Annotated in this window: 31 protein-coding genes; 17 read left to right on the forward strand and 14 right to left on the reverse strand. The window is 63.9% G+C overall.

The features are described 5' to 3' along the window. Positions 1–35: 35 nt before the first annotated feature. From SynA15127_RS03645 to pyrH, 3 genes are read right to left on the reverse strand one after another with little or no spacing between them, the layout of a single operon-like run. Entirely contained in the window at positions 36–1,181 is a 1,146-nt protein-coding gene (locus tag SynA15127_RS03645) for an NAD(P)/FAD-dependent oxidoreductase (RefSeq protein WP_255475564.1), read from the reverse strand. Continuing rightward, positions 1,178–1,726 carry a ribosome recycling factor gene (gene frr, locus SynA15127_RS03650; protein ID WP_186485042.1) on the reverse strand — a complete coding sequence of 183 codons (549 nt, stop codon included), beginning with the start codon at positions 1,724–1,726 and terminating at the stop codon, positions 1,178–1,180. Before frr ends, SynA15127_RS03645 begins: the two co-directional genes overlap by 4 nt. A 26-nt stretch (positions 1,727–1,752) precedes the next feature. After that, a complete protein-coding gene (gene pyrH / locus SynA15127_RS03655) occupies positions 1,753–2,466 on the reverse strand; it encodes a UMP kinase (protein WP_043695670.1) in 714 nt (237 codons plus the stop codon). Between the two features lie 83 nt (positions 2,467–2,549). Here pyrH and SynA15127_RS03660 point away from each other — a divergent pair, with 83 nt between their 5' ends. Further along, on the forward strand, positions 2,550–2,738 hold the full coding sequence (locus tag SynA15127_RS03660) for a hypothetical protein (RefSeq protein ID WP_043695673.1): 189 nt from the start codon (positions 2,550–2,552) through the stop codon (positions 2,736–2,738). A 5-nt stretch (positions 2,739–2,743) separates the two neighbouring features. On the opposite strand, the gene cobO is transcribed toward SynA15127_RS03660, so the two are convergent. The 3 genes from cobO to SynA15127_RS03675 are packed head-to-tail and all read right to left on the reverse strand — an operon-like array spanning position 2,744 to position 5,204. After that, positions 2,744–3,409: a cob(I)yrinic acid a,c-diamide adenosyltransferase gene (gene cobO / locus SynA15127_RS03665; RefSeq protein WP_186485043.1), complete on the reverse strand. Its 666-nt coding sequence runs from the start codon at positions 3,407–3,409 to the stop codon at positions 2,744–2,746. Between the two features lie 6 nt (positions 3,410–3,415). Next, positions 3,416–4,051 (reverse strand): class I SAM-dependent methyltransferase, encoded by a 636-nt coding sequence (locus SynA15127_RS03670; protein WP_186485044.1) that lies wholly within the window; start codon positions 4,049–4,051, stop codon positions 3,416–3,418. A 7-nt stretch (positions 4,052–4,058) separates the two neighbouring features. Further along, positions 4,059–5,204: a site-specific integrase gene (locus tag SynA15127_RS03675; protein ID WP_186485045.1), complete on the reverse strand. Its 1,146-nt coding sequence runs from the start codon at positions 5,202–5,204 to the stop codon at positions 4,059–4,061. 74 nt (positions 5,205–5,278) lie between these two features. Here SynA15127_RS03675 and hemH point away from each other — a divergent pair, with 74 nt between their 5' ends. Genes hemH through SynA15127_RS03700 form a run of 5 tightly spaced genes read left to right on the forward strand, consistent with a single transcriptional unit; the run spans position 5,279 to position 10,618 of the window. Continuing rightward, positions 5,279–6,454 (forward strand): ferrochelatase, encoded by a 1,176-nt coding sequence (gene hemH, locus SynA15127_RS03680; RefSeq protein ID WP_186485046.1) that lies wholly within the window; start codon positions 5,279–5,281, stop codon positions 6,452–6,454. Between the two features lie 56 nt (positions 6,455–6,510). Continuing rightward, positions 6,511–8,367 carry a biosynthetic-type acetolactate synthase large subunit gene (ilvB, locus tag SynA15127_RS03685; protein WP_186485047.1) on the forward strand — a complete coding sequence of 619 codons (1,857 nt, stop codon included), beginning with the start codon at positions 6,511–6,513 and terminating at the stop codon, positions 8,365–8,367. After that, a complete protein-coding gene (locus SynA15127_RS03690; RefSeq protein ID WP_186485048.1) occupies positions 8,364–8,717 on the forward strand; it encodes a nuclease in 354 nt (117 codons plus the stop codon). The genes ilvB and SynA15127_RS03690 overlap by 4 nt, the downstream gene beginning before the upstream one ends. A 1-nt stretch (position 8,718) precedes the next feature. Further along, positions 8,719–8,940 (forward strand): GIVxVP protein, encoded by a 222-nt coding sequence (locus SynA15127_RS03695; protein ID WP_186485049.1) that lies wholly within the window; start codon positions 8,719–8,721, stop codon positions 8,938–8,940. 7 nt (positions 8,941–8,947) lie between these two features. Then, a complete protein-coding gene (locus SynA15127_RS03700) occupies positions 8,948–10,618 on the forward strand; it encodes an NAD(P)/FAD-dependent oxidoreductase (RefSeq protein WP_186485558.1) in 1,671 nt (556 codons plus the stop codon). Here the strand turns inward: SynA15127_RS03700 and pgeF are convergent. The 3 genes from pgeF to SynA15127_RS03715 are packed head-to-tail and all read right to left on the reverse strand — an operon-like array spanning position 10,582 to position 13,564. Then, positions 10,582–11,418: a peptidoglycan editing factor PgeF gene (gene pgeF / locus SynA15127_RS03705; protein WP_186485050.1), complete on the reverse strand. Its 837-nt coding sequence runs from the start codon at positions 11,416–11,418 to the stop codon at positions 10,582–10,584. The genes SynA15127_RS03700 and pgeF overlap by 37 nt on opposite strands. Before the next feature lie 11 nt (positions 11,419–11,429). Further along, entirely contained in the window at positions 11,430–12,296 is an 867-nt protein-coding gene (locus SynA15127_RS03710; RefSeq protein ID WP_186485051.1) for a Tab2 family RNA-binding protein, read from the reverse strand. Continuing rightward, entirely contained in the window at positions 12,293–13,564 is a 1,272-nt protein-coding gene (locus tag SynA15127_RS03715) for a S1 RNA-binding domain-containing protein (RefSeq protein ID WP_186485052.1), read from the reverse strand. Before SynA15127_RS03715 ends, SynA15127_RS03710 begins: the two co-directional genes overlap by 4 nt. A 63-nt stretch (positions 13,565–13,627) precedes the next feature. On the opposite strand from SynA15127_RS03715, the gene SynA15127_RS03720 reads away from it, so the two are divergent. The 6 genes from SynA15127_RS03720 to folE all read left to right on the forward strand — a co-directional run bounded on the left by SynA15127_RS03720 (position 13,628) and on the right by folE (position 18,948). Next, entirely contained in the window at positions 13,628–14,449 is an 822-nt protein-coding gene (locus tag SynA15127_RS03720) for a creatininase family protein (protein ID WP_370594015.1), read from the forward strand. A 76-nt stretch (positions 14,450–14,525) separates the two neighbouring features. Continuing rightward, complete coding sequence (locus SynA15127_RS03725; protein ID WP_186485053.1) at positions 14,526–15,245, forward strand: aldehyde oxygenase (deformylating); 720 nt, start codon at positions 14,526–14,528, stop codon at positions 15,243–15,245. Positions 15,246–15,359: 114 nt separating this feature from the next. Further along, a complete protein-coding gene (locus tag SynA15127_RS03730; RefSeq protein ID WP_186485054.1) occupies positions 15,360–16,400 on the forward strand; it encodes a long-chain acyl-[acyl-carrier-protein] reductase in 1,041 nt (346 codons plus the stop codon). 27 nt (positions 16,401–16,427) lie between these two features. Continuing rightward, complete coding sequence (locus SynA15127_RS03735; RefSeq protein ID WP_186485055.1) at positions 16,428–17,417, forward strand: acetyl-CoA carboxylase carboxyltransferase subunit alpha; 990 nt, start codon at positions 16,428–16,430, stop codon at positions 17,415–17,417. A 24-nt stretch (positions 17,418–17,441) separates the two neighbouring features. Next, positions 17,442–18,149 carry an SDR family oxidoreductase gene (locus tag SynA15127_RS03740; RefSeq protein WP_186485056.1) on the forward strand — a complete coding sequence of 236 codons (708 nt, stop codon included), beginning with the start codon at positions 17,442–17,444 and terminating at the stop codon, positions 18,147–18,149. Positions 18,150–18,156: 7 nt separating this feature from the next. Continuing rightward, positions 18,157–18,948: a GTP cyclohydrolase I gene (folE, locus tag SynA15127_RS03745; RefSeq protein ID WP_186485057.1), complete on the forward strand. Its 792-nt coding sequence runs from the start codon at positions 18,157–18,159 to the stop codon at positions 18,946–18,948. A 93-nt stretch (positions 18,949–19,041) separates the two neighbouring features. Here the strand turns inward: folE and SynA15127_RS03750 are convergent, their stop codons facing one another. Together SynA15127_RS03750 and SynA15127_RS03755 are read right to left on the reverse strand one after the other, a co-directional pair. Then, positions 19,042–19,443 carry a hypothetical protein gene (locus SynA15127_RS03750; protein WP_186485058.1) on the reverse strand — a complete coding sequence of 134 codons (402 nt, stop codon included), beginning with the start codon at positions 19,441–19,443 and terminating at the stop codon, positions 19,042–19,044. Positions 19,444–19,491: 48 nt separating this feature from the next. After that, positions 19,492–20,163 (reverse strand): phosphoribosylanthranilate isomerase, encoded by a 672-nt coding sequence (locus tag SynA15127_RS03755; protein WP_186485059.1) that lies wholly within the window; start codon positions 20,161–20,163, stop codon positions 19,492–19,494. A 70-nt stretch (positions 20,164–20,233) separates the two neighbouring features. Between SynA15127_RS03755 and SynA15127_RS03760 the strand changes: the two genes are divergently transcribed. After that, positions 20,234–21,487 carry a site-2 protease family protein gene (locus SynA15127_RS03760; protein WP_186485060.1) on the forward strand — a complete coding sequence of 418 codons (1,254 nt, stop codon included), beginning with the start codon at positions 20,234–20,236 and terminating at the stop codon, positions 21,485–21,487. Here SynA15127_RS03760 and SynA15127_RS03765 read toward each other — a convergent pair. Continuing rightward, the gene (locus tag SynA15127_RS03765) at positions 21,430–22,173 is read right to left on the reverse strand and encodes a lipoate--protein ligase family protein (RefSeq protein WP_255475565.1); all 744 of its coding nucleotides are present in this window, start codon (positions 22,171–22,173) and stop codon (positions 21,430–21,432) included. The two genes, SynA15127_RS03760 and SynA15127_RS03765, sit on opposite strands and share 58 nt — an antisense overlap. Positions 22,174–22,200: 27 nt before the next feature. On the opposite strand from SynA15127_RS03765, the gene SynA15127_RS03770 reads away from it, so the two are divergent. Then, positions 22,201–22,968, forward strand: a complete 768-nt coding sequence (locus SynA15127_RS03770; RefSeq protein ID WP_186485062.1) for a sulfite exporter TauE/SafE family protein — start codon at positions 22,201–22,203, stop codon at positions 22,966–22,968. Here the strand turns inward: SynA15127_RS03770 and SynA15127_RS03775 are convergent. Further along, positions 22,961–23,443 carry a CRR6 family NdhI maturation factor gene (locus tag SynA15127_RS03775; protein WP_186485063.1) on the reverse strand — a complete coding sequence of 161 codons (483 nt, stop codon included), beginning with the start codon at positions 23,441–23,443 and terminating at the stop codon, positions 22,961–22,963. The two genes, SynA15127_RS03770 and SynA15127_RS03775, sit on opposite strands and share 8 nt — an antisense overlap. Positions 23,444–23,527: 84 nt before the next feature. On the opposite strand from SynA15127_RS03775, the gene psaM reads away from it, so the two are divergent. The 3 genes from psaM to SynA15127_RS03790 all read left to right on the forward strand — a co-directional run bounded on the left by psaM (position 23,528) and on the right by SynA15127_RS03790 (position 25,081). Then, the gene (gene psaM / locus SynA15127_RS03780) at positions 23,528–23,632 is read left to right on the forward strand and encodes a photosystem I reaction center subunit XII (RefSeq protein ID WP_071839743.1); all 105 of its coding nucleotides are present in this window, start codon (positions 23,528–23,530) and stop codon (positions 23,630–23,632) included. Positions 23,633–23,704: 72 nt separating this feature from the next. Further along, entirely contained in the window at positions 23,705–24,061 is a 357-nt protein-coding gene (locus tag SynA15127_RS03785) for a hypothetical protein (RefSeq protein WP_255475566.1), read from the forward strand. Positions 24,062–24,130: 69 nt separating this feature from the next. Next, positions 24,131–25,081, forward strand: coding sequence for a protochlorophyllide reductase (locus tag SynA15127_RS03790; RefSeq protein ID WP_186485064.1), 951 nt, complete (start codon positions 24,131–24,133; stop codon positions 25,079–25,081). 13 nt (positions 25,082–25,094) lie between these two features. Here the strand turns inward: SynA15127_RS03790 and bchL are convergent, their stop codons facing one another. Continuing rightward, positions 25,095–25,985 carry a ferredoxin:protochlorophyllide reductase (ATP-dependent) iron-sulfur ATP-binding protein gene (bchL, locus tag SynA15127_RS03795; RefSeq protein WP_186485065.1) on the reverse strand — a complete coding sequence of 297 codons (891 nt, stop codon included), beginning with the start codon at positions 25,983–25,985 and terminating at the stop codon, positions 25,095–25,097. Positions 25,986–26,049 lie beyond the last annotated feature (64 nt).

Consider the following 26,049-nt stretch of genomic DNA (forward strand, 5'->3'; position numbering starts at 1 on the left):
GCTTTGTTAAAAAGCTTGCTTTGCTTCACATCGGCTCAGCGGCGATCCAGGAGTAGTCGTCGAATCACGCGTTGGGCGATGTCGCCGTACCCCATTTCGCCGGAGAGGATCTGGGCGATCCGTCTCGGCGCTGTTGGCCGTTTGATGCCCAGTTGGTAACCAACACCCGGGAACCGGTAGAAGACCTGGGCAATCCTCCGGCCCCAGGCCATGGATTCTCCCCAGCGCACGCGCATCGCCTGGCTGTAGCCCTTCAGGTTCTGTTGTTCCCCCTTCAGCCATCCGTCCAAGTGACGGGCCGCTTCGCATCCGCTCATCAGGGCTGGGCGCAGGCCTTCGGCCAGGAAGGGATCGCACAGCGAAGCCGCATCTCCCACAACCACCACGCCATCACCATCGAGGCGGTGGTGCCCGTTCCACACCCGAAGCTGCCCTCTCTGGCGGATGCCGGCATCCTGTTCGAATCCCAGATCAGGCAGCAGTCGGCTGAGCACGGCATCGGGGTCGGCCTCCTGTCTTCCCACAAAGCTGCCGACACCGATGTTGACTCCGCCTGCCAGAGGGAAGGCCCAGGCAAATCCCTGCTTCACGAGACCGAATTCAAAACGGGTCGAGCCGTTTTGCAGCGTTCCCTGGCCTTCCAGCCTCACCGACATGGTGCTCGCTGTCTGCACCTGACGGGCTCCGAGACCCAGTTGCTGTGGCCATGGCGATCCTGATCCGTCGGCGATCACCAGAGCCCGGCTGCGCCAGCTGCGCCCGTCGTTCGCTTCGACCTCCCAGGTGTCCTCCGCTTTCCTCACCTCACTGACGTTCACCGTCAGAGACCGTTCTCCACCGGATCGGATGGCCTGCTCCGCCAGCAGCTCATCCAGCCATTCCCGTCGCACGATCCAGAAGGGTGCCTCTCCGGGAAGCTCGGCGACGACTGGATCCTCCAGGCACCAGCTGAAATCGACCCGTCGGATGACCTGCTCCACGGCAGGTTCCAGGGAGAAAGGGAACCATTGCTGAACAGCAGCAGCCATGCCGCCGCCGCAGGGCTTAATGCGTCGATGCGCATCCTTCTCAAGGATGAGGACGTCGTGCCCGGCTGCGGCCAGATGGGCTGCAGCGGCTCCACCGGCTGCACCGGACCCGATGATCAGGACATCACGGATCCGCCTGTCGGATCGGCTCACACCTTGAGAATGTCGGCTTCCTTCTCAGCCAGGTGCTTTTCCAGCTCGGCGATGAACTTGTCCAGGGTTTTCTGAACGCTCTCCTGCTCATCACGGCTCTGGTCTTCAGAGAAGTCGCCTTCCTTCTCCTGCTTCTTGATCTTGTCGATCGCGTCGCGTCGCAGGTTGCGCAGTGCCACCTTGCCTTCCTCGGCGTATTTGGAGGCCAGCTTGCAGAATTCCTTGCGACGCTCCTCGGTCAACGGCGGCACGTTGATGCGAATGATCTTGCCGTCGTTGTTGGGAGTGAAACCCAGTTCACTCATGGCGATCGCCTTCTCGATCGACGCAAGAGCACTGAGGTCGAAAGGCTGGATCTGAATGGTCTGGGAGTCTGGTGTGGTCAGGGTTGCCAGGGACTTCAGCGGCGTTTCGGCGCCGTAGTACTCGACACTCACCCGATCCAGCAGCGAGGAGTTGGCACGCCCTGTGCGGATGGTGTTGAAGTTGCGCTGGGTGGCTTCCACCGACTTGCGCATGCTGGCTTCGAGGTCCTTGGTCGACATGTCTGAAGGATTGGGTTCTGACGGATTCAGGCAGGATTGCCGATGCGGGATCCGATCGGCTCACCGGCGACAGCTCTGCCGATGTTGCCAGGTTCGAAGAGGTTGAACACAACGATCGGAATGTTGTTGTCCTTGCACAAGGCGATGGCGGTGCTGTCCATCACGGCCAGTTCCCCGCTGAGCACCTGTTGGAAGGTGAGGTGCTCATGCTTGACCGCATCGGCGTGCTTGGCCGGATCTTTGTCGTAGACCCCGTCCACCTTGGTGGCCTTGAACACCACGTCGGCGTTGATCTCGGCGGCCCGGAGGGCTGCCGTCGTATCGGTGGTGAAAAAGGGGTTTCCGCAGCCGGCGCCGAACACCACCACCCGGCCTTTCTCCAGATGTCGCATCGCCTTGCGGCGGATGTAAGGCTCGGCGACTTCCTGCATGGCGATTGCCGTCTGCACCCGTGTGGGTACACCAGCCCGCTCCAGTCCGTCCTGCAGCGTGATGGCGTTCATCACCGTGGCCAGCATGCCCACGTAGTCGGCCGTGGCCCGCTCCATGCCGGCTGCCGAACCCTTGAGGCCACGGAAGATGTTCCCTCCTCCGACGACGATCGCCAGCTCGGTTCCTCCGGCCACCACCTGCGCCACATCGGAAGCGATCGACTGAACGATGGCGGGGTCAATGCCGTATCCCTGAGATCCCATCAGGGCTTCGCCGCTGAGTTTCAGCAGGACGCGTGCGTAGGCCATCAACGGTCCAGATCCCGCTGACAGTAGCAAGTACTGGCCAAACGCTCCGTCCGTCGCTTGCATGGATGAGCCGAGAGCAGGTGATGGCCGAAACCGAAGCCAGCCACAGCGGAGTGATGGCCCGCCTCACCCTGTCGGCTCTGGAGCGTGCCAGCCGAGATCCCTCCTGCTGGCGGGATCCGATCGTTCACCGTGCACTGCTTGTGAGCGGTCTTTCTGTGCTCACAGAAGCCACCCGGCGCCTGAACGAGGATCTTGACTCCGCTGCCTGAGCGGATCAGTACTCGATGCCGGCCTGTGCCTTCACGCCCTGTTCCCGGAACGGGTGATGCACAAGCGTCATTTCTGTGACCAGATCGGCCCGTTCGATCAGTTGCTCGGGGGCTCCGCGGCCCGTCAGCGCCACATGGGTGAGTTCGGGACGTTCGTCCAGTCCCGCCAGCACGGTCTGAACGCTGATGTAGCCCAGTTTCAGAGCCACGTTGATCTCGTCGAGTACCACAAGCTTGATGGCGGCATCGCGCAGGTAACCCAGAGCCGTTTGCCAGGCCTCCCCCACCAGTTGCTGGTCCCGTTCGCGGTTCTGGGTCTCCCAGGTGAAGCCCTCCCCAAGGGCATGCCAGCAGACCTGATCGCCGAAGGCCCGCAGCGCGCGGGCTTCCCCGGGTTCCCAGCCTCCTTTGATGAACTGCACCACCGCCACGCGCTCGCTGTGGCCGAGAGTCCGCAGCACCAGCCCAAGGGCTGCACTGGTCTTGCCCTTGCCATGACCGGTGAACACCAGCACCAGCCCCTTTTCCCTGTTGCGTTCCTCCACGCGCTGGCGCTGCACCTGCTGGCGCCGCTCCATGCGTTTGCGATACCCGGCGTCATCGGTTTCCGGAGCCAAGTGGCCTCCCATGCCCAGTTCGGAGGCTTTGCTGTCCAGGTCGGATTGGGTCATCAGGTTTCAGGTAGAGGGCCGCTGGGCCGTGATCCGTTGCAGGGCGTTCCCTGCCAGAAGCTCCTGCTTCACACCGGTGAAGCCGAGTTGCCGCAGCTGGCAAGGCAGGTCGTCCTCCAGCATGGCGGTGGCGGTGTCGGTTTCGAACAGAGCGCAGAACAGCTGTTGCGGTAACCGCAGCCACGGCCCTGCCGGATGCAGATCCACCAGCACCAACCAGCCGCCGGGTTGCAGCAGCTGCAGGCTGCTGCTCAGCACCCGTTCCCGATCGGGCCGGGGGAATTCGTGCAAAGCCACGCTCAGTTGAAGCGCTGCGAACTGGCCGTCCGGCAGAGGAGGATCCTCCGCCAGGCCTTCCACACGCGTCATCGCCGGGTGGCGTTCGGCAGCAAGGTCCAGTGCACGGGGGGAGATGTCTAGCCCGGTCACCGCAAATCCAGCCGCCAGCCAGGGGGCGGCCGCTTCGCCGCTGCCGCAGCAGAGATCCAGCACGGCAGCGCCGGTTGGAAGCCGATCCCGAAGCACCTCCAGCCCCAGGCTTCGCAGGCGTTCCACGCCTCCCACGCTCAGCGACGACACGGCCGTGACCGTGTCGTAGATCCAACGGTGGCGGTAGGCCAGGGGCCGCAGAAAAGAGCTCATCAGATGATCAAGCGTGTTGCCGGGCCAGGGCCGCATCCACCGCCTGCTGCTGGTCGCGTCGGGTGATCCAGTGGTGATAGGTGCGGGTGTGAATGGCGACAGAATGTCCCATCATCCTGGCGGCGACGGTGTCCGGCAGGCCGATGTGGATCGTGCGCACGGCCCAGGCATGCCGCAGGTCGTAAGGGGTGATCGGCAGCTGATAACGGCGGAACTGTTCGCTCACACGGCGGCCCACCTGCTGGAGCGTTGTGCGCCGCAGATCCGTGCAGATCGCGGGCAGTGCGTCAGAGGTGTCACCCAGCTGTCGCAGCCCAAAGCGTTCCACCCAGTCCGGCTGAAAGGGCCACACCTGGTGTTCGCCGGTCTTTGTGGTGGGCAGCACCCGGATCACCTGATCGCCCCCCTCTGCCAGCGGGCTGAGGTCACAGAAAAACACTTCATGGTTCCGCAGGCCGTAGGTGGCCATCAGTCCGTAGGCCAGCCGCCAGCGTGGGTTTGGGATGCGCAGGACCCCCTCGAGGATCTGAGCGTCCATGGGTAACCGCCGGAACCGGGCCTGATGCAGGCCATACCCGGCAGCCTCCTGGCGCCAGTCCTGGGGCAGATCGATCATCAGATGGGCTGCCAGGGCGGCCAGTGCCGTGGCGCATTGCTGTCGACTGCGGCTGCCATCCCCGTAGCTGGAGAGGGTTTCCGTGAGTCGCTGAGCCGTGATTTCTCCGTCGCCACAGAGGGGCAGCAGCCGTCTCAGATAGGGGCGATAGGCGCTGGTCCAAGTGGTTCGGCTTCCCGCCGGAGATCGGCGGCGTCGCGGATCGGCGAAGAAGGCCCGTTCGAAGTCCTCGATGGCGTCGCCGGCTGTTCGACGCGAGCTGCCATCCACTGAACTGGAGCGCCAGTCATCCCATCGGAACTGCCCCCGATCCAGTTGTCGCTGAACGATCAGCAGGGTCTGCTCGGCCACCACCAGTCCTTGACGGTCAGCGCTGAGCCCGAGGCTGATGCGCTGGATTCTGCTGTCACCGGGATCGTGACGATCCGGCAAGGGACCTCTCAGGTTCAGACGTTGTCCCCGTTGCTCCAGTCGCAGGCGCGTCCCCTGATGCGCCAGACGCTGATTGAGCTCCTCCAGCGCGCAGCGCAGATCCATCGCAGCAACATCGGCGACCCACCATGACGTTCACGCGGGCTACTCTCAACCCCCATGATTCCTCTATTGACCGAATGTCTCGCGTCGGCGTTGTCCTGCTGAACCTCGGGGGCCCGGAGCGGATTCAGGATGTCGGTCCCTTTCTCTACAACCTGTTCGCTGACCCGGAGATCATCCGGCTGCCGAGCCCGGCGTTGCAGAAGCCACTGGCTTGGTTGATCAGCACCCTGCGCAGCGGCAAATCCCAGAAGGCTTACCGCTCCATCGGCGGAGGCTCTCCACTGCGTCGGATCACCGAGCAGCAGGCCCGCGAACTGCAGAGTCTTCTGCGTCAGCGCGGCATCGATGCCACGAGTTATGTAGCCATGCGCTACTGGCATCCCTTCACCGAGTCGGCGGTGGCCGACATCAAGGCGGACGGGATGGATCAGGTGGTGGTGCTGCCCCTGTATCCCCACTTCTCGATCAGCACCAGCGGGTCGAGTTTCCGGGAACTGCAGCGGCTGCGACAGGACGACAACGCCTTCAGGAAGCTGCCGATCCGTTGCATCCGCAGCTGGTTCGATCATCCCGGCTATGTGCAGGCGATGGCCGAGCTGATCGCTGAGGAGGTTCGCAACAGTGACGACCCCCAGCAGGCCCATGTCTTCTTCAGTGCCCATGGGGTTCCGAAGAGTTACGTCGAAGAGGCCGGCGACCCGTACCAGCAGGAGATCGAGGCCTGCACTGCTCTGATCATGTCCAGGTTGGGGGAGCTCATGGGCCATCCCAATCCCCACACGCTCGCTTATCAGAGCCGTGTCGGCCCTGTGGAGTGGCTCAAGCCCTACACCGAGGAGGCGCTGGAGGAGCTCGGCGAAGCCAAGGTGAATGACCTGGTGGTCGTTCCCATCAGCTTTGTCAGCGAGCACATCGAAACGCTTGAGGAGATCGACATTGAGTACCGGGAACTGGCCACGGAAGCCGGTGTGGTCAATTTCCGGAGGGTGAGGGCTCTCGACACCTACCCCCCCTTCATCGAGGGCCTGGCGGATCTGGTCACCACCAGCCTCGACGGACCGGAGGTCAGTCTTGATGCCGCTGCTGAGCTGCCCACCAAGGTGAAGCTTTATCCCCAGGAGAAGTGGGAGTGGGGTTGGAACAACAGTTCCGAAGTCTGGAACGGACGCCTGGCGATGCTGGGCTTCTCGGCCTTTCTGCTGGAGCTGATCAGCGGTCAAGGCCCCCTGCATGCCCTAGGCCTGCTGTGAGGCCCTGATTCACCCGTCGGCCCTTAATCTGGAGGGTCAACCGCGCCGGTGACTCCGTGACCCTCACGTCCGCCTCCACGGCTGTTGACGGAACCGCATCCAACGCTCTGGCTCGTCGGACCACTGGGGCGGAAGCGTTGATGGACGCCCTGCGCCGGCACGGGGTCGACACGATCTTCGGCTATCCGGGCGGAGCCATCCTCCCCATTTACGACGCTCTGCACATCGCCGAGAGCGAGGGATGGGTCCGGCACATCCTGGTGCGCCATGAGCAGGCGGGAACCCATGCGGCCGATGCCTACGCACGGGCGACCGGAAAAGTCGGTGTCTGTTTCGGTACCTCAGGCCCCGGTGCGACCAACCTCGTCACGGGTATCGCCACGGCCCAGATGGATTCCGTGCCGATGGTGGTGATCACCGGTCAGGTGCCCCGCCCGGCCATCGGCACGGATGCCTTTCAAGAAACCGATATCTTCGGGATCACGCTCCCGATCGTGAAGCACTCCTGGGTGGTGCGTGATCCTGCGGATCTTGGCGCGATCGTCGCCCAGGCTTTTCTGATCGCTGCCAGCGGCCGTCCAGGCCCGGTGCTGATCGATGTGCCCAAGGATGTGGGCCAGGAGCAGTTCGACTACGTGCCGGTCGAACCCGGGTCCGTCGTGCCGCCAGGCTTTCGCCAGCCCCTGCCACCGGAGGATGACGCCATCCGTGCCGCGCTTGGTCTGATCCGGGATGCTCAGCGCCCTTTGCTGTACGTCGGCGGCGGGGCGATCTCGGCGGCGGCTCACGAGAGTCTCAAGGTGCTGGCGGATCGGTTCCAGCTGCCGGTCACCACCACGCTGATGGGCAAGGGAGCCTTCGATGAGAACGACCCGCTTTCCGTCGGCATGCTCGGCATGCACGGCACGGCCTACGCCAACTTCGCCGTCACCGAATGCGACCTGCTGATCGCGGTCGGAGCCCGTTTCGATGACCGGGTCACCGGCAAGCTCGACACCTTCGCGCCCCGGGCCCGGGTGGTGCACTTCGAGATCGATCCTGCGGAAGTCGGCAAGAACCGGCAGGCCGAGGTGGCGGTGCTCGGAGATCTGGGCCTGAGTCTGGCGCGTCTGGTGGAACTGAGCCTTCAGCATCCCGCCGAGCCCCGTACCACCGCATGGCTCGCCCGCATCGCCTCCTGGAAGGAGCGCTATCCCCTCACCATCCCTCCGGCAGAGGGTGAGATCTATCCGCAGGAGGTGCTGCTGAAGGTGCGTGACCTGGCTCCACAGGCCATTGTCACCACCGACGTGGGTCAGCACCAGATGTGGGCTGCTCAATACCTCCGCAACGGACCGCGGGGCTGGATCAGCAGTGCCGGTCTCGGCACCATGGGATTCGGCATGCCGGCGGCGATGGGAGCCCAGGTGGCCTGTCCCGACCAGCAGGTGATCTGCATCGCCGGCGATGCCAGCATCCTGATGAACATTCAGGAGCTGGGAACCCTCGCGGCCTACGGCCTGCCGGTGAAGGTGGTGATCGTGAACAACCACTGGCAGGGGATGGTGCGCCAGTGGCAGGAGAGTTTCTACGGGGAGCGGTATTCGGCATCGGACATGCTCAACGGCATGCCTGACTTCATTGCCCTCGCGCGTTCCTTCGGGGTTGATGGCGTGAAGATCACCAGTCGTGATCAGCTGCATGGTGAGCTGCAGCAGGCTCTGAACACACCCGCACCGATGCTGATCGACGTGCACGTGCGGCGAGGTGAGAACTGTTATCCGATGGTTCCCCCCGGCAAGAGCAACGCTCAGATGGTCGGCCTGCCCGCCCATCCGGAACTGGCCATGGACACAACCCGGAACTGCCCTGCCTGTGGAGCCACCACAGCCCACGAGCACCTGTTCTGTCCCCAGTGCGGGGCTTCGCTGTGATCCGTCCTGTCCTGATCATCCTTGTTCTCTTGGTGATCGCCGTTTCCCCAGCGTCGGCTGCTGAAGTCCTGCAGGTCCGCACGCCGTCCCTGCTTCAGGTCGGCGACCGCAACCGCACCTACACGGTGGAACTGCCTTGTCTCACGGTTCCGGAAGGGGGCGACGCTGCCGCGGTGTCCTGGTTGCGGGAGAGGCTGCCCCGGCGTCGCAGGGTCAATCTGCGCCCGGTGGGATCACGGGACGGACACCTGCTGGCTCGGGTGACGCCGATTGGGGAAACCGTGGACCTCAGCACCGGGTTGGTGAATGCCGGTCTTGCCCAGTCGAGTTGTCCGGGGGATCCAGCCTGAGATGGCCGACAATCGCGTTGCCCGGGGCATTGTTCTGGTCCCCTGTCTGCTTCTGGGCGGTGCCTTCCTAGCAACGGCTGTTTGGGGGCAAGGGGTGGCGGCGGAGAACCGCCCCCTGGCCGCTGCTCTCGGGCTGGGGCTGTTGCTGGCGGGTGTCCTGGCCCAGTGGCGTGTCTCTGAGGCACCGCAGACACCCCCGGACGCGGCCGACGACTCTCATTAGCGTGACGATGCTGCGACTGAGCGAACTGCGTCTGCCGCTGGAGCATGGTTCGAATGATCTGCAGGAGGCGGTGCTGCGCCGTCTGCGGATTCCACCGGATCAGTTGCTGGACCAGAGGCTGGTCAAGCGCAGCATCGATGCCCGGCGTCGGGATCGCATCCAGGTGATCTACAGCTTGGATGTCGCGGTCCGCAGTGAAGCGGCGGTGCTGCGACGTCACAGAGGCAACCCGCGCATCCGCACCGCGCCTGACACCCGATACCGCATGGTGGCAAAGGCCCCGCCGGCCTTTCCTGTCAGTCCCGAGCAGCGACCGGTGGTCGTGGGAGCGGGCCCCTGCGGTTATTTCGCAGCCTTGCTGCTGGCGCAGATGGGATTCCGGCCGCTCCTGCTCGAGCGGGGACAACCGGTCAAGCAGCGCACCCTCCAGACCTTCGGCTTCTGGCGTGGGCGGCTGGCGTTCGATCCGGAATCCAATGCCCAGTTCGGCGAGGGGGGAGCCGGCACCTTCTCCGACGGCAAGCTCTACAGCCAGGTGAGCGACCCGGAGCATTACGGCCGCAAGGTGCTGGAGGAACTGGTGGCCAGCGGCGCCAGCGATGAGATCCTCACGCTGCACCGGCCGCACATCGGCACCTTCAAGCTGGCCACGGTGGTGCGGGGATTGCGGGCACGGATCGAGGCCCTTGGGGGTGAAGTGCGCTTCGCCAGCCGTGTCGATCAGTTGCTGCTGGAGTCCGGTGACACGGAGAAACCTCAGCAGCTGGCTGGCGTCCGTCTGGCGGACGGACGCCGGATTCCCTGCCGGCACCTGGTGCTGGCACCCGGCCATTCGGCCCGGGACTGTTTCGCGATGCTGGACGGTGTTGGTGTGCAACTGGAGCGGAAGCCCTTCTCGGTGGGCCTGCGCATCGAGCACCCTCAACCGCTGATCGATCAGGCCCGCTGGGGGGAGATGGCTGGTCACCCCAAGCTCGGGGCCGCCGAATACAAACTGGTGCATCACGCCGGCAACGGCCGTTGCGTCTACAGCTTCTGCATGTGCCCCGGCGGTTTCGTGGTGGGCGCCACCTCCGAGGCCGGCCGTGTGGTGACGAATGGCATGAGTCAGCATTCGCGAAACGAGCGCAATGCCAACAGCGGTCTCGTGGTGAATCTGGAGCCTGAAGACCTCGAGCCGTATTCCCGCAAACCCGGCGACCCCCTTGCCGGGGTGGCTCTGCAGAGAGATCTCGAGGAACGGGCCTTCCGCCTCGGAGGAGGCAGTTATGCCGCTCCAGCCCAGCGTCTGGAGGATTTCCTGGCGAGGCGGGCCTCCGGCAGCCTCGGGAGCATCACCGCGTCGTATCAACCCGGCGTCACGCCCTCGGATCTCAGCACCGTTCTGCCGGAGCCGATCATCGAGGCCCTCAGGGAAGCTCTGCCGGCATTTGCGAAGCGTCTGCCGGGCTACGACCACCCCGATGCGGTGCTCACCGGCGTGGAGACCCGCACCTCCTCCCCAGTGCGCATTCCGCGCGATGGGCGGCTGGAGTCGCTCAACACCCGCGGGCTGGTTCCTGCTGGAGAGGGGGCCGGATATGCGGGCGGCATCCTCTCGGCAGGCATTGACGGCATCCGCGCTGCCGAGGCCGTGGCCCGTCAGCTGGTGGGGGAGGCGTCTCCCGATGCGGCCTGAGCGACGATGCCGCTCCACTGCACCGCCTTCACCTGATCGCGACGCCAGGAATGGAACAACTCGGGTTCCCCGACGGTGCAGAGCGGGCAGAGGGCGATCCGCTCGGTTGTGATCCCTTCGTTCTGGAGCTGAAGCCGGGCGGCCCGTCGGATGTCCAGACGGTGACGTCCGGCCTCGGCGTCCTGCTGAACTGCGCCGTCCCGCTGCAGAACCTCCTGATCGGAGCTTGGGTCTCCGGGCTCTGCTGACAGGGCGAGTCCGACGGCATCCACCACCTCCTGCCCCACCTGATAGCGGGCGCCGCTCACGGCAGGACCCAGCGCCACCAACAGATCACGTCGTTGGGCCCCGCGCTGTTCCAGCCGCAGGATCGCCTCCGGCAGAATCCGCGTGGCCACGCCCCGCCAGCCGGCATGACAGGCGGCGGCATGACCTGTGGTGGGATCGGCGATCAGCGCCGGGGTGCAGTCGGCACCGCAGACCCAGAGACTCTGGCCGCCACGGTCACTCACCAGTCCATCCGCATCCGGCCAGGGGGCCTGGATGGCATCACTCGCGTCCAGGACGATTCCGCTGTGAATCTGCTGCGGCCGGTGCACACTCACGCCGGCACTGAGATAACCAGCCAGTTCATCCGGTCCGCGGCCCTGCCAGCGGCGGGTGAAGAATCCGTGTTCGAACCCCTGATCCGACAGCAGATCCGACTGCAGGTAGTACCCGCCGTAGCAACCGATCCAGGTCCAGGACGGGAGGGTGTTGAATTCGCTGTCGGGGCGCGCGAAGGGATCGCGTTCTGACATGTCAGCGCTGTCTAGCTGATGGTGATGTCCCGCATCATCCAGAAGCCGGCGAACGATTGCTCCTCCGGACTGCTCTGGATGGCGATGAACTGCAGCCCGTGCATGTGTTCGCTGGATTCGCGAAGGGCCGTCTCGATCGCATCGGCGGCTCCGGATTCCAGCTCGCTGACCAGCCAGCGATCGTCCTGACCGGCCTCCAGCAGCAGCTGCCGCTCCTCCACGAGCAGTCGCACCGGTTCGAGTCCTCCAAGCCATCCAGCCATCGCAAGAGCGCGGCTGCGGCTGAACAAGCGCAATCCCGGCACCGGTGCCTCGGAGGAGAGGTCCGGCGGCATTGGAATCAGGCCGCTGAACCCCATGGGCCATTCGCCTGCCTCCTGCAGCAGCCCGCCAGGGAGTGCCGCCCAGGACCATGCATCCCCCTGCACTTCCTCCGGGAGGGGGACCGGTGGGGTCGGAACCGGGGCGGGGGGCGGAGCCAGCGGTCCGGCCATGAATCCCTCGAGGCTGGGGTAGACCTCCCGCTGCCGCTGCTGCAGCCAGTCCAGCAGCGCATAGGTGCGTCGACTCGGGATCACCTCAAGGCTGAGTTCGGCAGCGGCCCGCTGCACCATCGTGCGCATGGAGCTGCGCCAGCAGCGCAGACGCTGGGGGGCACTCCAGCCGGCGTCCTCGGCGGCAGCACCCGCTTCCTGCAGGGCCTGGGTGAGCCAGAGGGAATTCACCTCACCGGAGGGACAGCACTTGATGAACCGGAACGGAGCGATCGGGTCCGACAGGGTCGGTGTGGAGGTGATCAACAGCTCCCAGCGCTTGCGTCCGTCAGGCTCCAGGATCGGCCTGGAGTAGAAGTCCAGCTCCCAGTCGGCAGACGTCATCCAGCGTCCTGTTCCTGTTTCTTCAGCATGTTCTGGGCGCGGGAGGCGCGATCGGCCGCTTCCGCCATCACTTTGTCCTTCTCCACAAGCAGTTCACCCGGAGGCCCTTCCAGCAGGGCGGTGTTCAGACCGATGCGGCCGCGGCCGGGGTCCAATTCCGTGATCATCGCCTTCACGCGATCGCCCTGGTCAAAGACCTCCCGGATCGAGCGCAGGCTGCCGTTGGTGATCATCGATTGGTGCAGCAGGCCACTGATGCCCCCCAGGTCGATGAACAGACCGTACGGCTTCACCGATGCCACCTGACCTTCCACCAGCTGGCCCACCTCCAGTTCGGAGAAGCGGGCCGCAACGGCAGCGCGCTTCTCCGAGAGCACGAGTTTGCGGGTCTCCGAGTTCACCTCAAGGAATGCCACGCCGAGGGTCTTGCCGACCAGCTCCTGATGGTTCTCCCCGTCCTGAAGCTGCGAGCGGGGGATGAATCCGCGCAGACCCTCGAGATCGCAGGTGACACCACCGCGGTTGAACCCGTTGACGATCACCTGGACGACCTTGCCCTGCTTCTCCATCTCCTTGACGCGCTCCCAGCTCTTGCGCAGAGCCAGGGCCCGGCAGCTGATGGTGACCATTCCGTCGGCGTTCTGTTCCCTGGTGACGAGCACCTCCACCTCGAGCCCCTTGGGAAAGCGTTCCCGGAAGTTGGTGATCACCCCGAGCCCGGCTTCGCTCTTGGGCATGAAACCGGGGGCCTTGCCGCCGATGTCGACGTAGACACCGTCGCTCTCCAGCCCGATCACCTTTCCGGTGATCACTTCGCCGGTCGTGCCCACCGGTGCGTTCTCGTCGAGAGCGGCGAGGAAGGCTTCCTCATCGAAGTCGAAGTCATCAACGCTGCGCGGGGTATTGCGTTCCTCCTGCGGCTTCTTGCGCTCCTGATCGGGGGCTCCCAGCAGGTCGGCCATGGTCATGCCTTCCATGTCGCCCAGATCGAAGCGATCCTCATCCGCCTCGCCTGGGATCGCTTTGCTCTGCTCCGGCCTCCGCCGCTCCTGATCCCGCGGAGGCGGACTGGCCAGACCGGCGGCCTCCTCCAGCTTCCGTGCCTTCTCTGCGGCCGCTTCCGCGGCGGCCCGTGCTTCCGCGGCTTCCCTCTGGAGCTGCTCCTGCCGCCGGTTGATCTGCATCACCTGCGGTGGTTTGCGATTGGGGTCTGCGGCCGGCTTCGGTGCACTCGGTCTGTTGGGCTGCGGACTGCCGGCTTCGGCCATGGACCCGAAGGTTCGTCAAACAACCATTCTGACAGCCAATCTGGGATTGAACTGCGTCTCCGGATGACGATGCCGCCTCGGGACTGCCGATTCGATCACCTCAGCTGGCCGGCCGCGGCTGCAGCCATGCAGCAACCGGGAGCCACCGTGGTCTGGCCTTTGGGTGCCTTTGAACAGCACGGACCGCAGCTGCCGCTGGCCACCGATGCCCTGTTCGCTGAGCGGATTCTCGATGCGGTGCTGCTGGGTCTGGATCCTCTGCTTCCCATCTGGCGGTTGCCGGTCCAGGCGATCGGATTCTCCCCGGAGCATGCGTCGTTCCCCGGCACCTTGAGCCTGCCGGCGGACCTGCTGATCGCGCTTGTGGATCGGGTGGGTGAACAGCTGGCGGACCAGGGCGTGAGGCGTCTGGTTCTGTTCAACGCCCACGGCGGCCAGATCGCGCTGCTTCAGGTGGCAGCTCGTCAGCTACGGGTCCGCTGTCCCCAGATGGCGGTGCTGCCCTGTTTCCTCTGGAGCGGTGTCGACGGGTTGTCTGGATTGATTTCCGAGGCTGAACTGGAGCAGGGTCTTCACGCTGCCGAGGCCGAGACCAGCCTGATGCTCCGGCTGGCGCCGGAATTGGTGGGGCCTGAGCGTCCCGTGGATGGTCTGGCGCCAGCCGCCCCGGGGGACTGGAGCCTGGAAGGGGCAGCTCCGTGTGCATGGTTGGCCCGTGATCTCAGTGCCAGCGGCGTCATTGGCGACAGCCGATCGGCCTCTGTGGAGTTGGGTGTCCGCCTCGAGGAACGCCTCGTTGAGCACTGGCTGAAGCAGTTCAAGGCCCTGCTGGCAAGCGATTGGCCGCCTCTGAACGCCGCTTCAACCGGGGTGTCCGGGTCGTGAACTGAGAACGGCTTTGTCTCCAGAACCGGGGGCACTGGTTATTGTCTGTTCTACCGAATCTGGTCTGAAGCGTTTTATGACGACCCTCAATGCACCTGAGGCATCTGTGATGGAGGGTCAGGATGCACTGCCGGACTTCACCACAGAGGCCTACAAGGACGCGTACAGCCGGATCAACGCGATCGTGATCGAGGGAGAGCAGGAAGCTCACGACAATTACATTTCGCTAGGCACCCTGATCCCCGATCAGGCTGAGGAGCTGGCCCGCCTGGCCCGCATGGAGATGAAGCACATGAAGGGCTTCACATCCTGTGGACGCAACCTGGGTGTGCAAGCGGACATGGAGTTCGCCCGCAAGTTCTTCGAACCCCTGCACGGCAACTTCCAGAGTGCCCTGAAGGAGGGCAAGGTTGTCACCTGCCTGCTGATCCAGGCCCTGCTGATCGAAGCTTTTGCGATCTCCGCTTACCACATCTATATCCCCGTGGCGGATCCCTTCGCCCGCAAGATCACCGAAGGTGTGGTGAAGGATGAGTACACCCACCTCAACTACGGCCAGGAATGGTTGAAAGCCAATTTTGAGGCCAGCAAAGAGGAATTGTTCGAAGCCAACAAGGCCAATCTGCCGCTGATCCGCTCGATGCTGGAGGACGTGGCAGCTGATGCCGCGGTCCTGCACATGGAAAAAGAGGATCTGATCGAGGACTTCCTGATCGCCTACAACGAAGCCCTCAGTGAGATCGGTTTCAGCTCAAGGGATATTGCCCGTATGGCCGCTGCAGCCCTCTCGCTCTGAATCTCTTACCGGCGTCCTTCTCCGGTTTCTCCACAGGCACCTTTCCCCTGATTGGGTGCGCCGTGGGAGCATGGACGGTCGGGACAGCTCAACTCTGAACATTTAGGGCGCTGCATGTTTGGTCTGATCGGACACTCGACGAGTTTTGACGCTGCCCGTCGCAAAGCGATGGAACTCGGCTTCGATCACATCGCGGAGGGTGATCTCGACGTCTGGTGCAGCGCCCCACCTCAACTGGTGGAGCATGTTCAGGTCACCAGTCCCGTCGGCACCACCATCGAGGGTGCCTACATCGACTCCTGCTTCGTGCCCGAGATGCTCAGCCGTTTCAAGACGGCGCGTCGCAAGGTGCTCAACGCGATGGAGCTGGCTCAGAAGAAGGACATCGCCATCACTGCTCTCGGCGGGTTCACGTCCATCATTTTCGAGAACTTCAACCTGCTGCAGAACCAGACCGTTCGCAGCACAACCCTCGACTGGCGTCGGTTCACCACAGGAAACACGCACACGGCCTGGGTGATTTGCCGTCAGGTGGAGAACAACGCCCCTTCGCTCGGGATCGACCTGAGCACAGCCAAGGTCGCGGTGGTGGGAGCCACCGGCGATATCGGCAGTGCCGTCTGCCGCTGGCTGTCCGCAAGAACGGGAGTCGGCGAGCTGCTGCTGGTGGCCCGTCAGCAGCAACCGCTCATGGATCTCCAGAGGGAGCTCGGCGGCGGTCGCATCCTCACGCTGGAGGAAGCTCTGCCGGAAGCCGATGTGGTCGTCTGGGTGGCGAGCATGCCGCGCACGCTTCAGATCGATCAGGACAGCCTGCGCAGCCCCTGTCTGATGATTGATGGGGGGTATCCCAAGAATCTGGATGCGAAGGTCGCCGGCGGAGGCATCCACGTTCTCAAGGGAGGCATCGTCGAGTTCTGTCGTGACATCGGCTGGACGATGATGGAAATCGCCGAAATGGAGAAACCGCAGCGACAGATGTTCGCCTGTTTCGCTGAGGCGATGCTGCTTGAGTTCGAGCGCTGCCACACCAACTTCAGCTGGGGACGTAACAACATCACCCTGGAGAAGATGGATTTCATCGGAGCAGCGTCTGTCCGTCACGGCTTTTCCACCCTCAATCTCCAGTCCAGGCTTCAGGCCGCAGCCGCCTGACGTCGCCGCCCACTCACTTTCCTGACCATGCCGCGCCGACCCCTGCTTGAGTTCGAGAAGCCCCTGGTGGAGCTGGAGCAGCAGATCGAGCAGATCCGTCAGCTGGCCCGTGATTCGGAGGTCGATGTCAGTCAGCAGCTGCATCAGTTGGAGACGCTCGCTGCGAAACGCCGCCAGGAGATCTTCCAATCGCTGTCGCCTTCTCAGAAGATTCAGGTGGCCAGGCACCCTCACCGGCCCAGCACTCTGGACTTCATCCAGATGTTCTGTGACGACTGGGTCGAACTTCACGGCGACCGTCGAGGCAATGACGATCAGGCCCTTGTGGGTGGCCTGGGTCGACTCGGCGATCGGCCCGTCGTTCTGATCGGCCACCAGAAGGGTCGAGACACCAAGGAAAATGTCGCCCGCAATTTCGGGATGGCCACCCCGGGGGGATACCGCAAGGCTCTGCGCCTGATGGACCATGCCGACCGGTTCCGTCTGCCGGTGATCACCTTCATCGACACTCCTGGCGCCTACGCGGGCCTGCAGGCCGAGGAACAGGGGCAAGGCGAGGCGATTGCTGTGAATCTGCGTGAAATGTTCCGACTGCGGGTCCCCGTGATCGCCACCGTCATCGGCGAAGGCGGCTCCGGTGGTGCGCTGGGGATCGGCGTGGCCGACCGCCTGCTCATGTTCGAGCACAGCGTCTATACCGTTGCCAGCCCCGAAGCCTGTGCCTCGATCCTCTGGCGGGATGCAGCCAAGGCGCCTGACGCTGCGGAGGCGCTGCGGATCACAGGACCTGATCTGCTGAAGCTGGGCCTGGTGGATGAGGTGCTTCCCGAGCCTGCCGGTGGCAACAACTGGGCGCCTCTGGAGGCAGGCCAGACGCTTCGATCAGCCATCGATCGCCATCTGGATGAGCTGCTGACCCTCTCCGAAGCCGATCTGAGGGCGCACAGATACAGCAAATTTCGAGCAATGGGGCAATTTTTTGAAGGAACGTCACACGAATCGCGTTTTGCCGCTTAAGGTGTGTCGGTTTGCTAACCCGACTTGCCTACGGCCCTGATCACTGGAGCAAGTCGTGGAATCGGCCGCCGAGCAGCTGAGCTTCTCGCCCACAAGGGTTGGGATCTCATGCTCACTGCTCGCAGCGGCGATCAGCTTGAAGATCTGCGCGCGGCTCTCAGCCAATCAGGCTGTTCCGTGGTGGCTGAAGCGGTCGATCTGACCGATCCAGCTGCCATCGCACCTGCGATGAGCAACCTTCTGAGCCAGGGCGATGCACCATCGGTGCTGGTGAACAATGCCGGGGCTGCCTACACGGGCGACCTTCTGGCCATGACTCTCGAGCGCTGGCAGTGGCTGCTGCAGCTCAATCTCACCAGTGTCGTGCAGGTCTGCGCAGCCGTGGTTCCGGCCATGCGCGCGCAGGGAGGACTGGTGATCAACGTCAGCAGCCATGCCGCGCACAACGCCTTTCCCCAATGGGGGGCCTACTCGGTCACCAAGGCTGCGCTGGTGCGTTTCACCCGCTGTCTGGCGGAAGAGGAACGCTGTCATGGCATTCGCGCCTGCACCCTCACCCTCGGTGCGGTGAATTCATCCCTGTGGGATGCAGAAACCGTACAAAGCGATTTCGATCGTCGTGCCATGCTCAGCATCGATCAGGCTGCCCAAGCCCTGCTGCATCTGGCCGAGCAACCGACCAACCAGGTTATCGAAGACCTCACCCTGATGCCGGCCATCGGCGCCTTCTGAAGACCCCATGACTTCCACCGTCCCTTTCGTCTCCAACGGCACTGCCCAGAACGGCAACGGCAATGGCAACGGACTTGCCAGATCCACGACCAACGGCATCAGCAACATTCTCAAGCCGGCTGTTTCAGCCTGCATTCGTGAACGTCTCCAGGAGCGAGGTGTCTCGTTCCTGGCCAATGACAACATCGCAGCCCACCTCGAGCCCGGTGAGCTGGCTGAGCTCCAGATTGAAGTGGCAGACAAGGTTCGCGATCTGCTGCGCAGTCTGGTGATCGACATCGACAACGATCACAACACCCATGAGACGGCTGAGCGTGTCGCGAAGATGTACCTCCATGAGGTGTTCAAGGGCCGTTATCACAAGCAGCCGAAGGTCGCCAGCTTCCCGAATGTGAAGCAGCTCGACGAGATCTACACCGTGGGTCCGATCACGGTGCGATCCGCCTGTTCCCATCACCTGGTCCCGATCATGGGCAACTGCTGGATCGGCATCAAGCCCGGTGCCCGGGTGATCGGCCTGTCCAAGTTCACAAGGGTGGCCGACTGGGTCTTTTCCCGCCCTCACATTCAGGAAGAGGCCGTGATGATCCTGGCCGATGAAATCGAGAAGCTGTGTGAGCCCCAGGGCTTGGGCATCATCATCAAGGCTCAGCACTACTGCATGAAGTGGCGCGGTGTGAAGGAGCCTCAGACCAGCATGGTGAACTCTGTGGTCCGCGGTGACTTCCGCCACGATCCGAGCCTGAAGCAGGAATTCTTCGAGCTCGTGCGTCAGCAGGAAGCTCTGCTGAGCTCCTGATCACCGGGCGCGGTCAACTGCCGATCGGTCCGATCACATTGCTGCTGTGGCGCATCACCGCCCCACCGTTCGGACGCATGGCCACCACGGCCATCACGTTCCCATTCGTGCGCCTGAGCCAATCCGGTAGCTGCGGGAATCCACTTCCCCCACCAGTTGCCAGTTCCTCTGGCCCGGCAGCTGGCGATACCAATGCACCTGAACCGCATCGAACTGATCGGGGTCGAAGTCCAGTTCTGCCGTCAGACGAGCCCCGACCCTGGCGGAACCAGTCAGGTCGAACTGTCGCAATCCTTCGATGGTCTGCTCCACCATCCCCTCCGCGATGGTGTCTGTGGTGATCTGCTGCTTCAGCACTTTGATCTGCTTCTGCGGAGTCATCGTGAGACCCGGCACACACTGCAGCGTTGCTCCAAGCCTGCAACCCACCAGAACCCCCTGACCCTGCCCGGAGCTCTGGGTGAGAAGGGTCGCTGCCAGCGATGCGCCCAGCATGAAGACAGGAGACAAGCGGGCCATCGTGAAACCGTGCGTTCTTGAAAACTAACGGCGTTGCTCCCGCACGACCTTCACAAGGGCTTCGACCCGGCTGAGATCCTTGCGGCCAGGGGCCGTTTCCAGACGGCTCGAGGCATCGAGTCCATGAGGATGAACCCGGTTCAGCAGGTCGGGTACCCACTCGGCACTGATGCCGCCGGCCAGCCACCAGGGCAGCGGCAGCTCGGTATCTGCCAGCCAGTCCAGGGGCAACCGATGACCGGTGCCTCCCAGCTGACCCGGACTCCAGGCATCGAGCAGCAGGGCATCGACATGGTCGAGGTACGGGTTCAGCTTCTGCAGATCAGCGAAAGACCGCAGCCGCAGTGCCTTCCACCACTGCACTCGCGGGTAACGCTGTTTCAGAGACTGGCAGCGTTCCGGGGATTCGTCTCCATGGAGCTGCACCACGCTGGGGGCTCCTTCACCGGCCAGGGCCTCGGCAAGGCTGGCATCATCCGGCTCGGCCACCACCCAGACGCGCTGCACACCGGCTGCCTTGCGGGCCAGGGCTTCGAACAGATGGCGTCGAGCCGTGGCCTCAACGAAGCGGGGCGTTTCAGCGACGCCGATCACGCCGATCGCATCCACCCCCATGGCAGCGATGGCCAGGGCCTGGTCTGTCTCCGTGAGCCCGCAGATCTTGAGGGCCGGTTGTGGCGTCTGCTGCTCAGGCAAAAGTCGTGCTGTTCACTCTCTTTAGGATCGGGGACATCCGTCGCCGCGGCGACACCCTGGGAAGGCCGTTTTGGGAGAGGGCTGGCAACTTCTGAAAATCCGAGGGATTCCCCTGTTCATTCAGCCCAGCTGGCTTGTGTCCGTGGTGCTGTTCACCATGATCTTCCAGTCGCGTTTCGCTGCCACAGTCACGCCTGCCGTGGCAGCAGGCACCAGCTGGGGGCTTGGTCTGCTCACGGCTCTTCTGCTGTTTCTCTCCGTTCTGTTGCATGAGCTCGGCCATGCCCTGATGGCGCTGCGGGAGGGGGTGAAGGTCCGCAGCATCACGCTTTTCCACCTCGGCGGCATCGCTCGGATCGAACGTGACTGCGACACGGCGATGGGAAGTCTGCGCATCGCTGCCGCCGGCCCGCTGGTGAGTCTGATCCTGGCCCTGGGGCTGTTGCTCTCCGCACCGTCCCTGGATGGAGGCCGTCCGCTGCTGGCGATGGTGCTGACCCAGCTGGGCGCTCTCAACCTGATGCTTGGCCTGTTCAATCTTCTGCCCGGCCTGCCGCTGGACGGCGGTCAGATCCTCAAGGCTCTCGTCTGGAAGTTCAGCGGCAGTCAGAAACGCGGAATGCAGGTGGCCTCCGCTTCCGGGCGAGCGCTTTCGACGCTTCTGATCGTGATGGGCGTGCTGCTGCTCGTGCGCGGGGGCGGTTTTTCGGGTGTGTTCCTGATGCTGATCGGCTGGTTCGGTCTCGGTGCCAACCGGGGCCAGGCCCAGATGCTGGTGCTTCAGAAGGTGCTTCAGGATCTCAAGGTGTCGGATGCAGCCGGCCGTCGTTTTCGGGTGCTGGAGTCGGATCAGAGCCTGCGCCAGCTCAGCAGCATGCGTCTGCGGGAGTCCGAAGGCGGCCGCGGGGATGACTGGGTGCTGATCTGCCGCGGCGGTCGCTGGATCGGATGGGTGGATGATCAGCCGCTGCGGGACCTGCCGGTGCAGCAGTGGGACCGTCAGCGCCTGGAGGACCATCTGCGCCCTCTGGAGGAGCTCCCTTCCATTCACGATCGCGAGCCGCTCTGGCAAGCGATCGAGGCCCTGGAGCAATCCAGTCAGGGGCGTCTTCTGGTGTTCGGTCCCGCTGGTCTTCCCTCGGGCACGATCGACCGCATGGATGTGGGCGAAGCGGTGCTTCAGAAACTGGGGGTGCGGCTGCCGCCACCGATCCTGGAGGAGGCCCGCAAGCAGAACGGCTACCCCATGGGCCTGGCGATGCTGCCTCAGGTGGTGGAGTCGATGCAGGCTGCCGAGACGGAGACCCGCCGCTCCAGCTCCTGACGCTCCACCGTCGTGAGTGGTTGCTCGCTCCAGCCCAGCTCCGGCCACTGCCTTTGCAGGGCTCGGAACAGATGCTGCTCCAGTCCTCGCCGTGGGATGGCCGCCTCCGCCGGAGCCGGAGTGGTTTCCCGGAACACCGCATGCCATAGCTCCACCGGAGGGTCGAGCAGGATCTCGCCGTGCTGCAGCAGACGGCCCTTCTGCCAGCGCTGGGCACTGCCGATGCGCTTGATGCCGCGGCCATCCACCAGATCGGCCACGGTGGAGCGCGCGAAGCAGTTCGCGTCCTCCCCCGTGGCAACTTCGTCACCGAAGCGCAGCTCATCCCCCAGCGACCGGAAACCTTCGATCAGCCAGTGGCAGGCCTCCCGATAGGCCTGACGGCGCTGGCGGGGAGCTCCGGGCCATATCAAGGCATAGGTGAGTCCTCCGGCATGGAGAACCGCCTGGCCTCCACTGGGGCGCCTCACGATCGAGAGATGACCTTCCGCGGCCAGGTCACGCCAGTGATCCGGCCATTGCCGCTGGTGACGGCCCAGGGAGAGCCATGCCCCTGACCAGCGGTAGAACCGCAGCACCGGCGCCGGGTCCGTCTGTTCCAGCAGCATCTGATCGAGGGCCATCTGCCAGGGACCGTCGGCGCAAAGCATCGGCAGCAGGCGCCCCCGTGGAGCATCGCTCGTCATGCTGGTGATCATGTTCTCGCTGAAGCCGTGCTGCCCTGGTGGGACTATCCCCTGCTCATCGCTCTGGGACTGTTCGCCGGAGGGCTGGCCGGTCTGCTGGGAATCGGCGGCGGTCTGATCTTCGCGCCCCTGCTGCTCTGGCTGGATCTGCCGCCCCATCAGGCCCTGGCCACCAGCAGTTTCGCCATCGTGCCCACGGCTCTGGCCGGCACCATCACGCACCTGAGAGGCGACAGCCTGCCCTGGCGATCCGGTCTGTCCATTGGTCTGGCGGCCTTCGGTTCAGCCCTGGTGTTCGGAGGACTGGCCGGCTGGGCATCGGGCTGGGTGCTGCTGGCCATGCAGACCGTGATGTACGTCGTGCTGGCGTTCACCGTGCGACCGCGGCCTGAACAGGAAACGGAGGAGGTCGACCTCGATGCCAAGGCGCTAAAGCTCGCCGGAACCGGCAGCATCGCCGGCTGGACCGCCGGAATGCTGGGGCTGGGGGGAGGACTGGTAATGGTGCCGCTGATGAACGGTCCGTTCGGGGTTCCGATCCACCAGGCGGTGCGTCTCAGCACCGTGGCGGTGTTCTGCTCCGCCTCGGCCGCGTCGCTGCAGTTTCTGCATGAGGGGCGTGGGGTGCCGGTGATGGGACTGCTCCTGGGGGGGGTGGCGGCGATCGCCGCCCGCTGGACCGCGAGCCGCCTGGATCAATTCGATGCGCTGCTGCTGGTGCGGCTGCTGCGGGGTCTTGCGATCGTGCTGGCGATCGACAGCTGTCGGCGGGCCCTGCATCTGGTGCTCAGCTGACGGTTCCGTCCAGCAGAGTCCAGAAGCCGGCATCCAGCTCGTAGCCGAGGGAGGCGGCCATCTGGGACAGGTTGCCCCGCATCGATCGTCCCAGGTTCTGGCTGCAGAGATCGTCCAGCTGCATCAGACGATGGGTGATCCAGAGCTCCAGGGCTTCGGGCTCGAAGCGCAGTCCATCGGTGCGGCTGAACCGGTGGGGGACCACCATGGCCACGTGACGGACCAGGCTGCCTTGATCCCGCTCCAGCACCAACGGCAGCCAGGGGTGGCGGGCGTCAGCCCTCAGCGCCCACAGCCGCGGTTCGGGGCATTCCGCCAGCTCTCTCGGGTCGTCGGCCTGGCGAGGCCAGTCGAAGCTCAGCTCCAGGGTCGCCCCCTGGGTGAGCACCTCCCCCAGAGATCTGGCTGCCCACGGTTGCAGTGGCGTGAGATCGAGACGACGGATCGCATCGGCATCGATCTGGACAGATTCCATGGTGAGGTGTGACAGGCCTTTGCGAATGATGGCGTGCAGCCGTCTCTCTGAAGAACAATGGGACGGTTTCCCCGGACTGCACCCATGGCCAGCGCCCTGACCTCGCCAGAGATCTTCATCGCCCTTGTGGTGGCTGCCCACGCTGCGGTGCTCGCTTTGCGCCTCTCCATCAGCCTGTACGAGGCCTGATCCCCGTTCTGTTGCGGTGGGGCTTGGCAGCAATGGTTCGCTGCGTTACAAACGAACAGCTGACCCTGTCAGTTGGCTTCGTCAACTGCTCCACCACCAGCCAGTCGTCCGGTTGATGCCGCAACGCTGGCGTCTGTCATCCAGCGTCAGAACGACCGCCGAGAGCTGCAATGCAGTGTTCTGGCGCTTGCGGTGAAGCTCGGATTCGTTCTGCTGGGCTGCGTCAGCCTGGTTCGTCTGTCGATGGCGTATCAGGAGAGGCTGGAACGGCACGGCGAAATCAATGCTGTGGTGACCGTTGAAACCGCCAAGCTGGAATCGCTGCAGCAACGCTTCGACCGTCTGTTCAGCATCGGCGGTGAAGAGCGCCTGATCGGTGAACATGACCAGTGGATCGCCCCCAACCGTCTGCGTGTGATCTGGCGCTGAGAATCCTGTCGCCTTTGGCTGGACATGCGCTCAACACTGCAGACTGATCGCTTCTGAGGGGCAGCAGCGATGGGAACTCCTGGCACCGTTCTGATCACCGGCACCACCTCTGGGGTCGGTCTCAACGCCACCAAGGCCCTCGTGGAACGGGGCTGGACGGTGATCACCGCCAACCGCAGTCCCCAGAGAGCGGCTGGTGCTGCCGATGAAATGGAGATACCCAAGGACCGTCTACAGCATGTGCTGATGGATCTGGGTGATCTGAACAGCGTCCGTTCGGCGATGGAGAAGCTCCCCGGAGGAGTGGATGCGCTGGTCTGCAATGCCGCGGTGTACAAGCCGAAGCTGAAGCAGCCGGAGCGTTCTCCGCAGGGTTATGAGATCTCGATGGCCACCAATCACTTCGGCCATTTCCTGTTGGTTCAGTTGCTGTTGGATCGGATCAGGGCGTCGAGCCACCCGTCCAGGCGCGTCGTGATCCTCGGCACGGTGACGGCCAACTCCAAGGAGCTAGGTGGCAAGATCCCGATCCCCGCACCCGCGGATCTCGGTGATCTCTCCGGTTTTGAGGCGGGCTTCCTGGAGCCGATCAGCATGGCCAGCGGCAAACCGTTCAAGCCAGGCAAGGCCTACAAGGACAGCAAGCTCTGCAACATGATCACCACTCAGGAGCTGCATCGGCGCCTGCACGGGGAGACGGGCATCACCTTCACGTCGCTGTATCCGGGCTGTGTTGCCGATACGCCGCTGTTCCGCAACACCCCGAAGGCCTTTCAGACGATCTTCCCTTGGTTTCAGAAGAACATCACCGGCGGCTACGTGTCCCAGGCCTTGGCGGGTGAGCGGGTGGCCCAGGTGGTGGCGGATCCGGATTTCGCAGAGTCCGGTGTGCACTGGAGCTGGGGTAACCGTCAGAGCAAGGACGGTCAGCAGTTCAGTCAGGAACTGTCTGACAAGGCCACCGATCCCGACACGGCGCGGCGCGTCTGGGATCTGTCGCTGCAGCTGGTCGGGCTCTGATCCCGCCGGTTGATCAGTCGAAGCCCAGCAGGTCGAAGATCTCTCGATCTTTCAGGGATATGGCTTCCAGGGGTTCCACGTTCTCCAGCATGTTCTGGGCCAGGCGCAGGTACTCCCGGCGCACCGCCTGCACCGCTTCGTCGTCATCGTCCATTTCGAAGATGGTGCACTTCTTCAGCCGTGAGCGGCGGATGGCATCCACATCCTTGAAGTGGGCCATCGTGCGCAGGCCGGTGCGGGCATTGAACTTGTCGATCTGATCGGTGTCTGCGGAGCGATTGGCGACGACACCGCCCAGCCGCACTTTGTAGTTCTTGGCCTTGGCCTGGATCGCCTGCACGATCCGGTTCATCGCGAAGATCGAATCGAAGTCGTTCGCCGTCACGATCAGGCAGTAATTGGCGTGCTGCAGCGGTGCCGCGAATCCGCCGCACACCACATCGCCGAGCACATCGAAGATCACCACATCGGTGTCTTCCAGCAGGTGGTGCTCCTTGAGCAGCTTCACTGTCTGGCCGGTGACGTAGCCACCGCATCCGGTGCCCGCCGGAGGGCCGCCGCTCTCCACGCACTGAACGCCGTTGAAGCCGGTGAACACGAAGTCCTCCGGACGCAGCTCCTCGCTGTGGAAGTCCACCTCCTCGAGAATGTCGATCACCGTCGGCACCATCTTGTGGGTGAGGGTGAACGTGCTGTCGTGCTTCGGATCGCAACCGATCTGCAGCACCCGTTTGCCCAGCTTCGAGAAAGCGGCTGAAAGATTGGAGGACGTGGTGGATTTGCCGATGCCTCCCTTGCCGTAGACAGCGATCACCAGGGTTTCCTCCTGGATGTTCATCGAGGGGTCCTGATGGACCTGCACACTGCCTTCGCCGTCAGACGGCCGCGTCAGGGTCGTGGTCATTCAGCGACCTTCACAAGAGGAGTTGGTTTCATTCAACAGCAGCGGATGTATGCCGGCAGGTTTT

Source organism: Synechococcus sp. A15-127 (genome assembly GCF_014280215.1).
Classification (GTDB): domain Bacteria; phylum Cyanobacteriota; class Cyanobacteriia; order PCC-6307; family Cyanobiaceae; genus Parasynechococcus.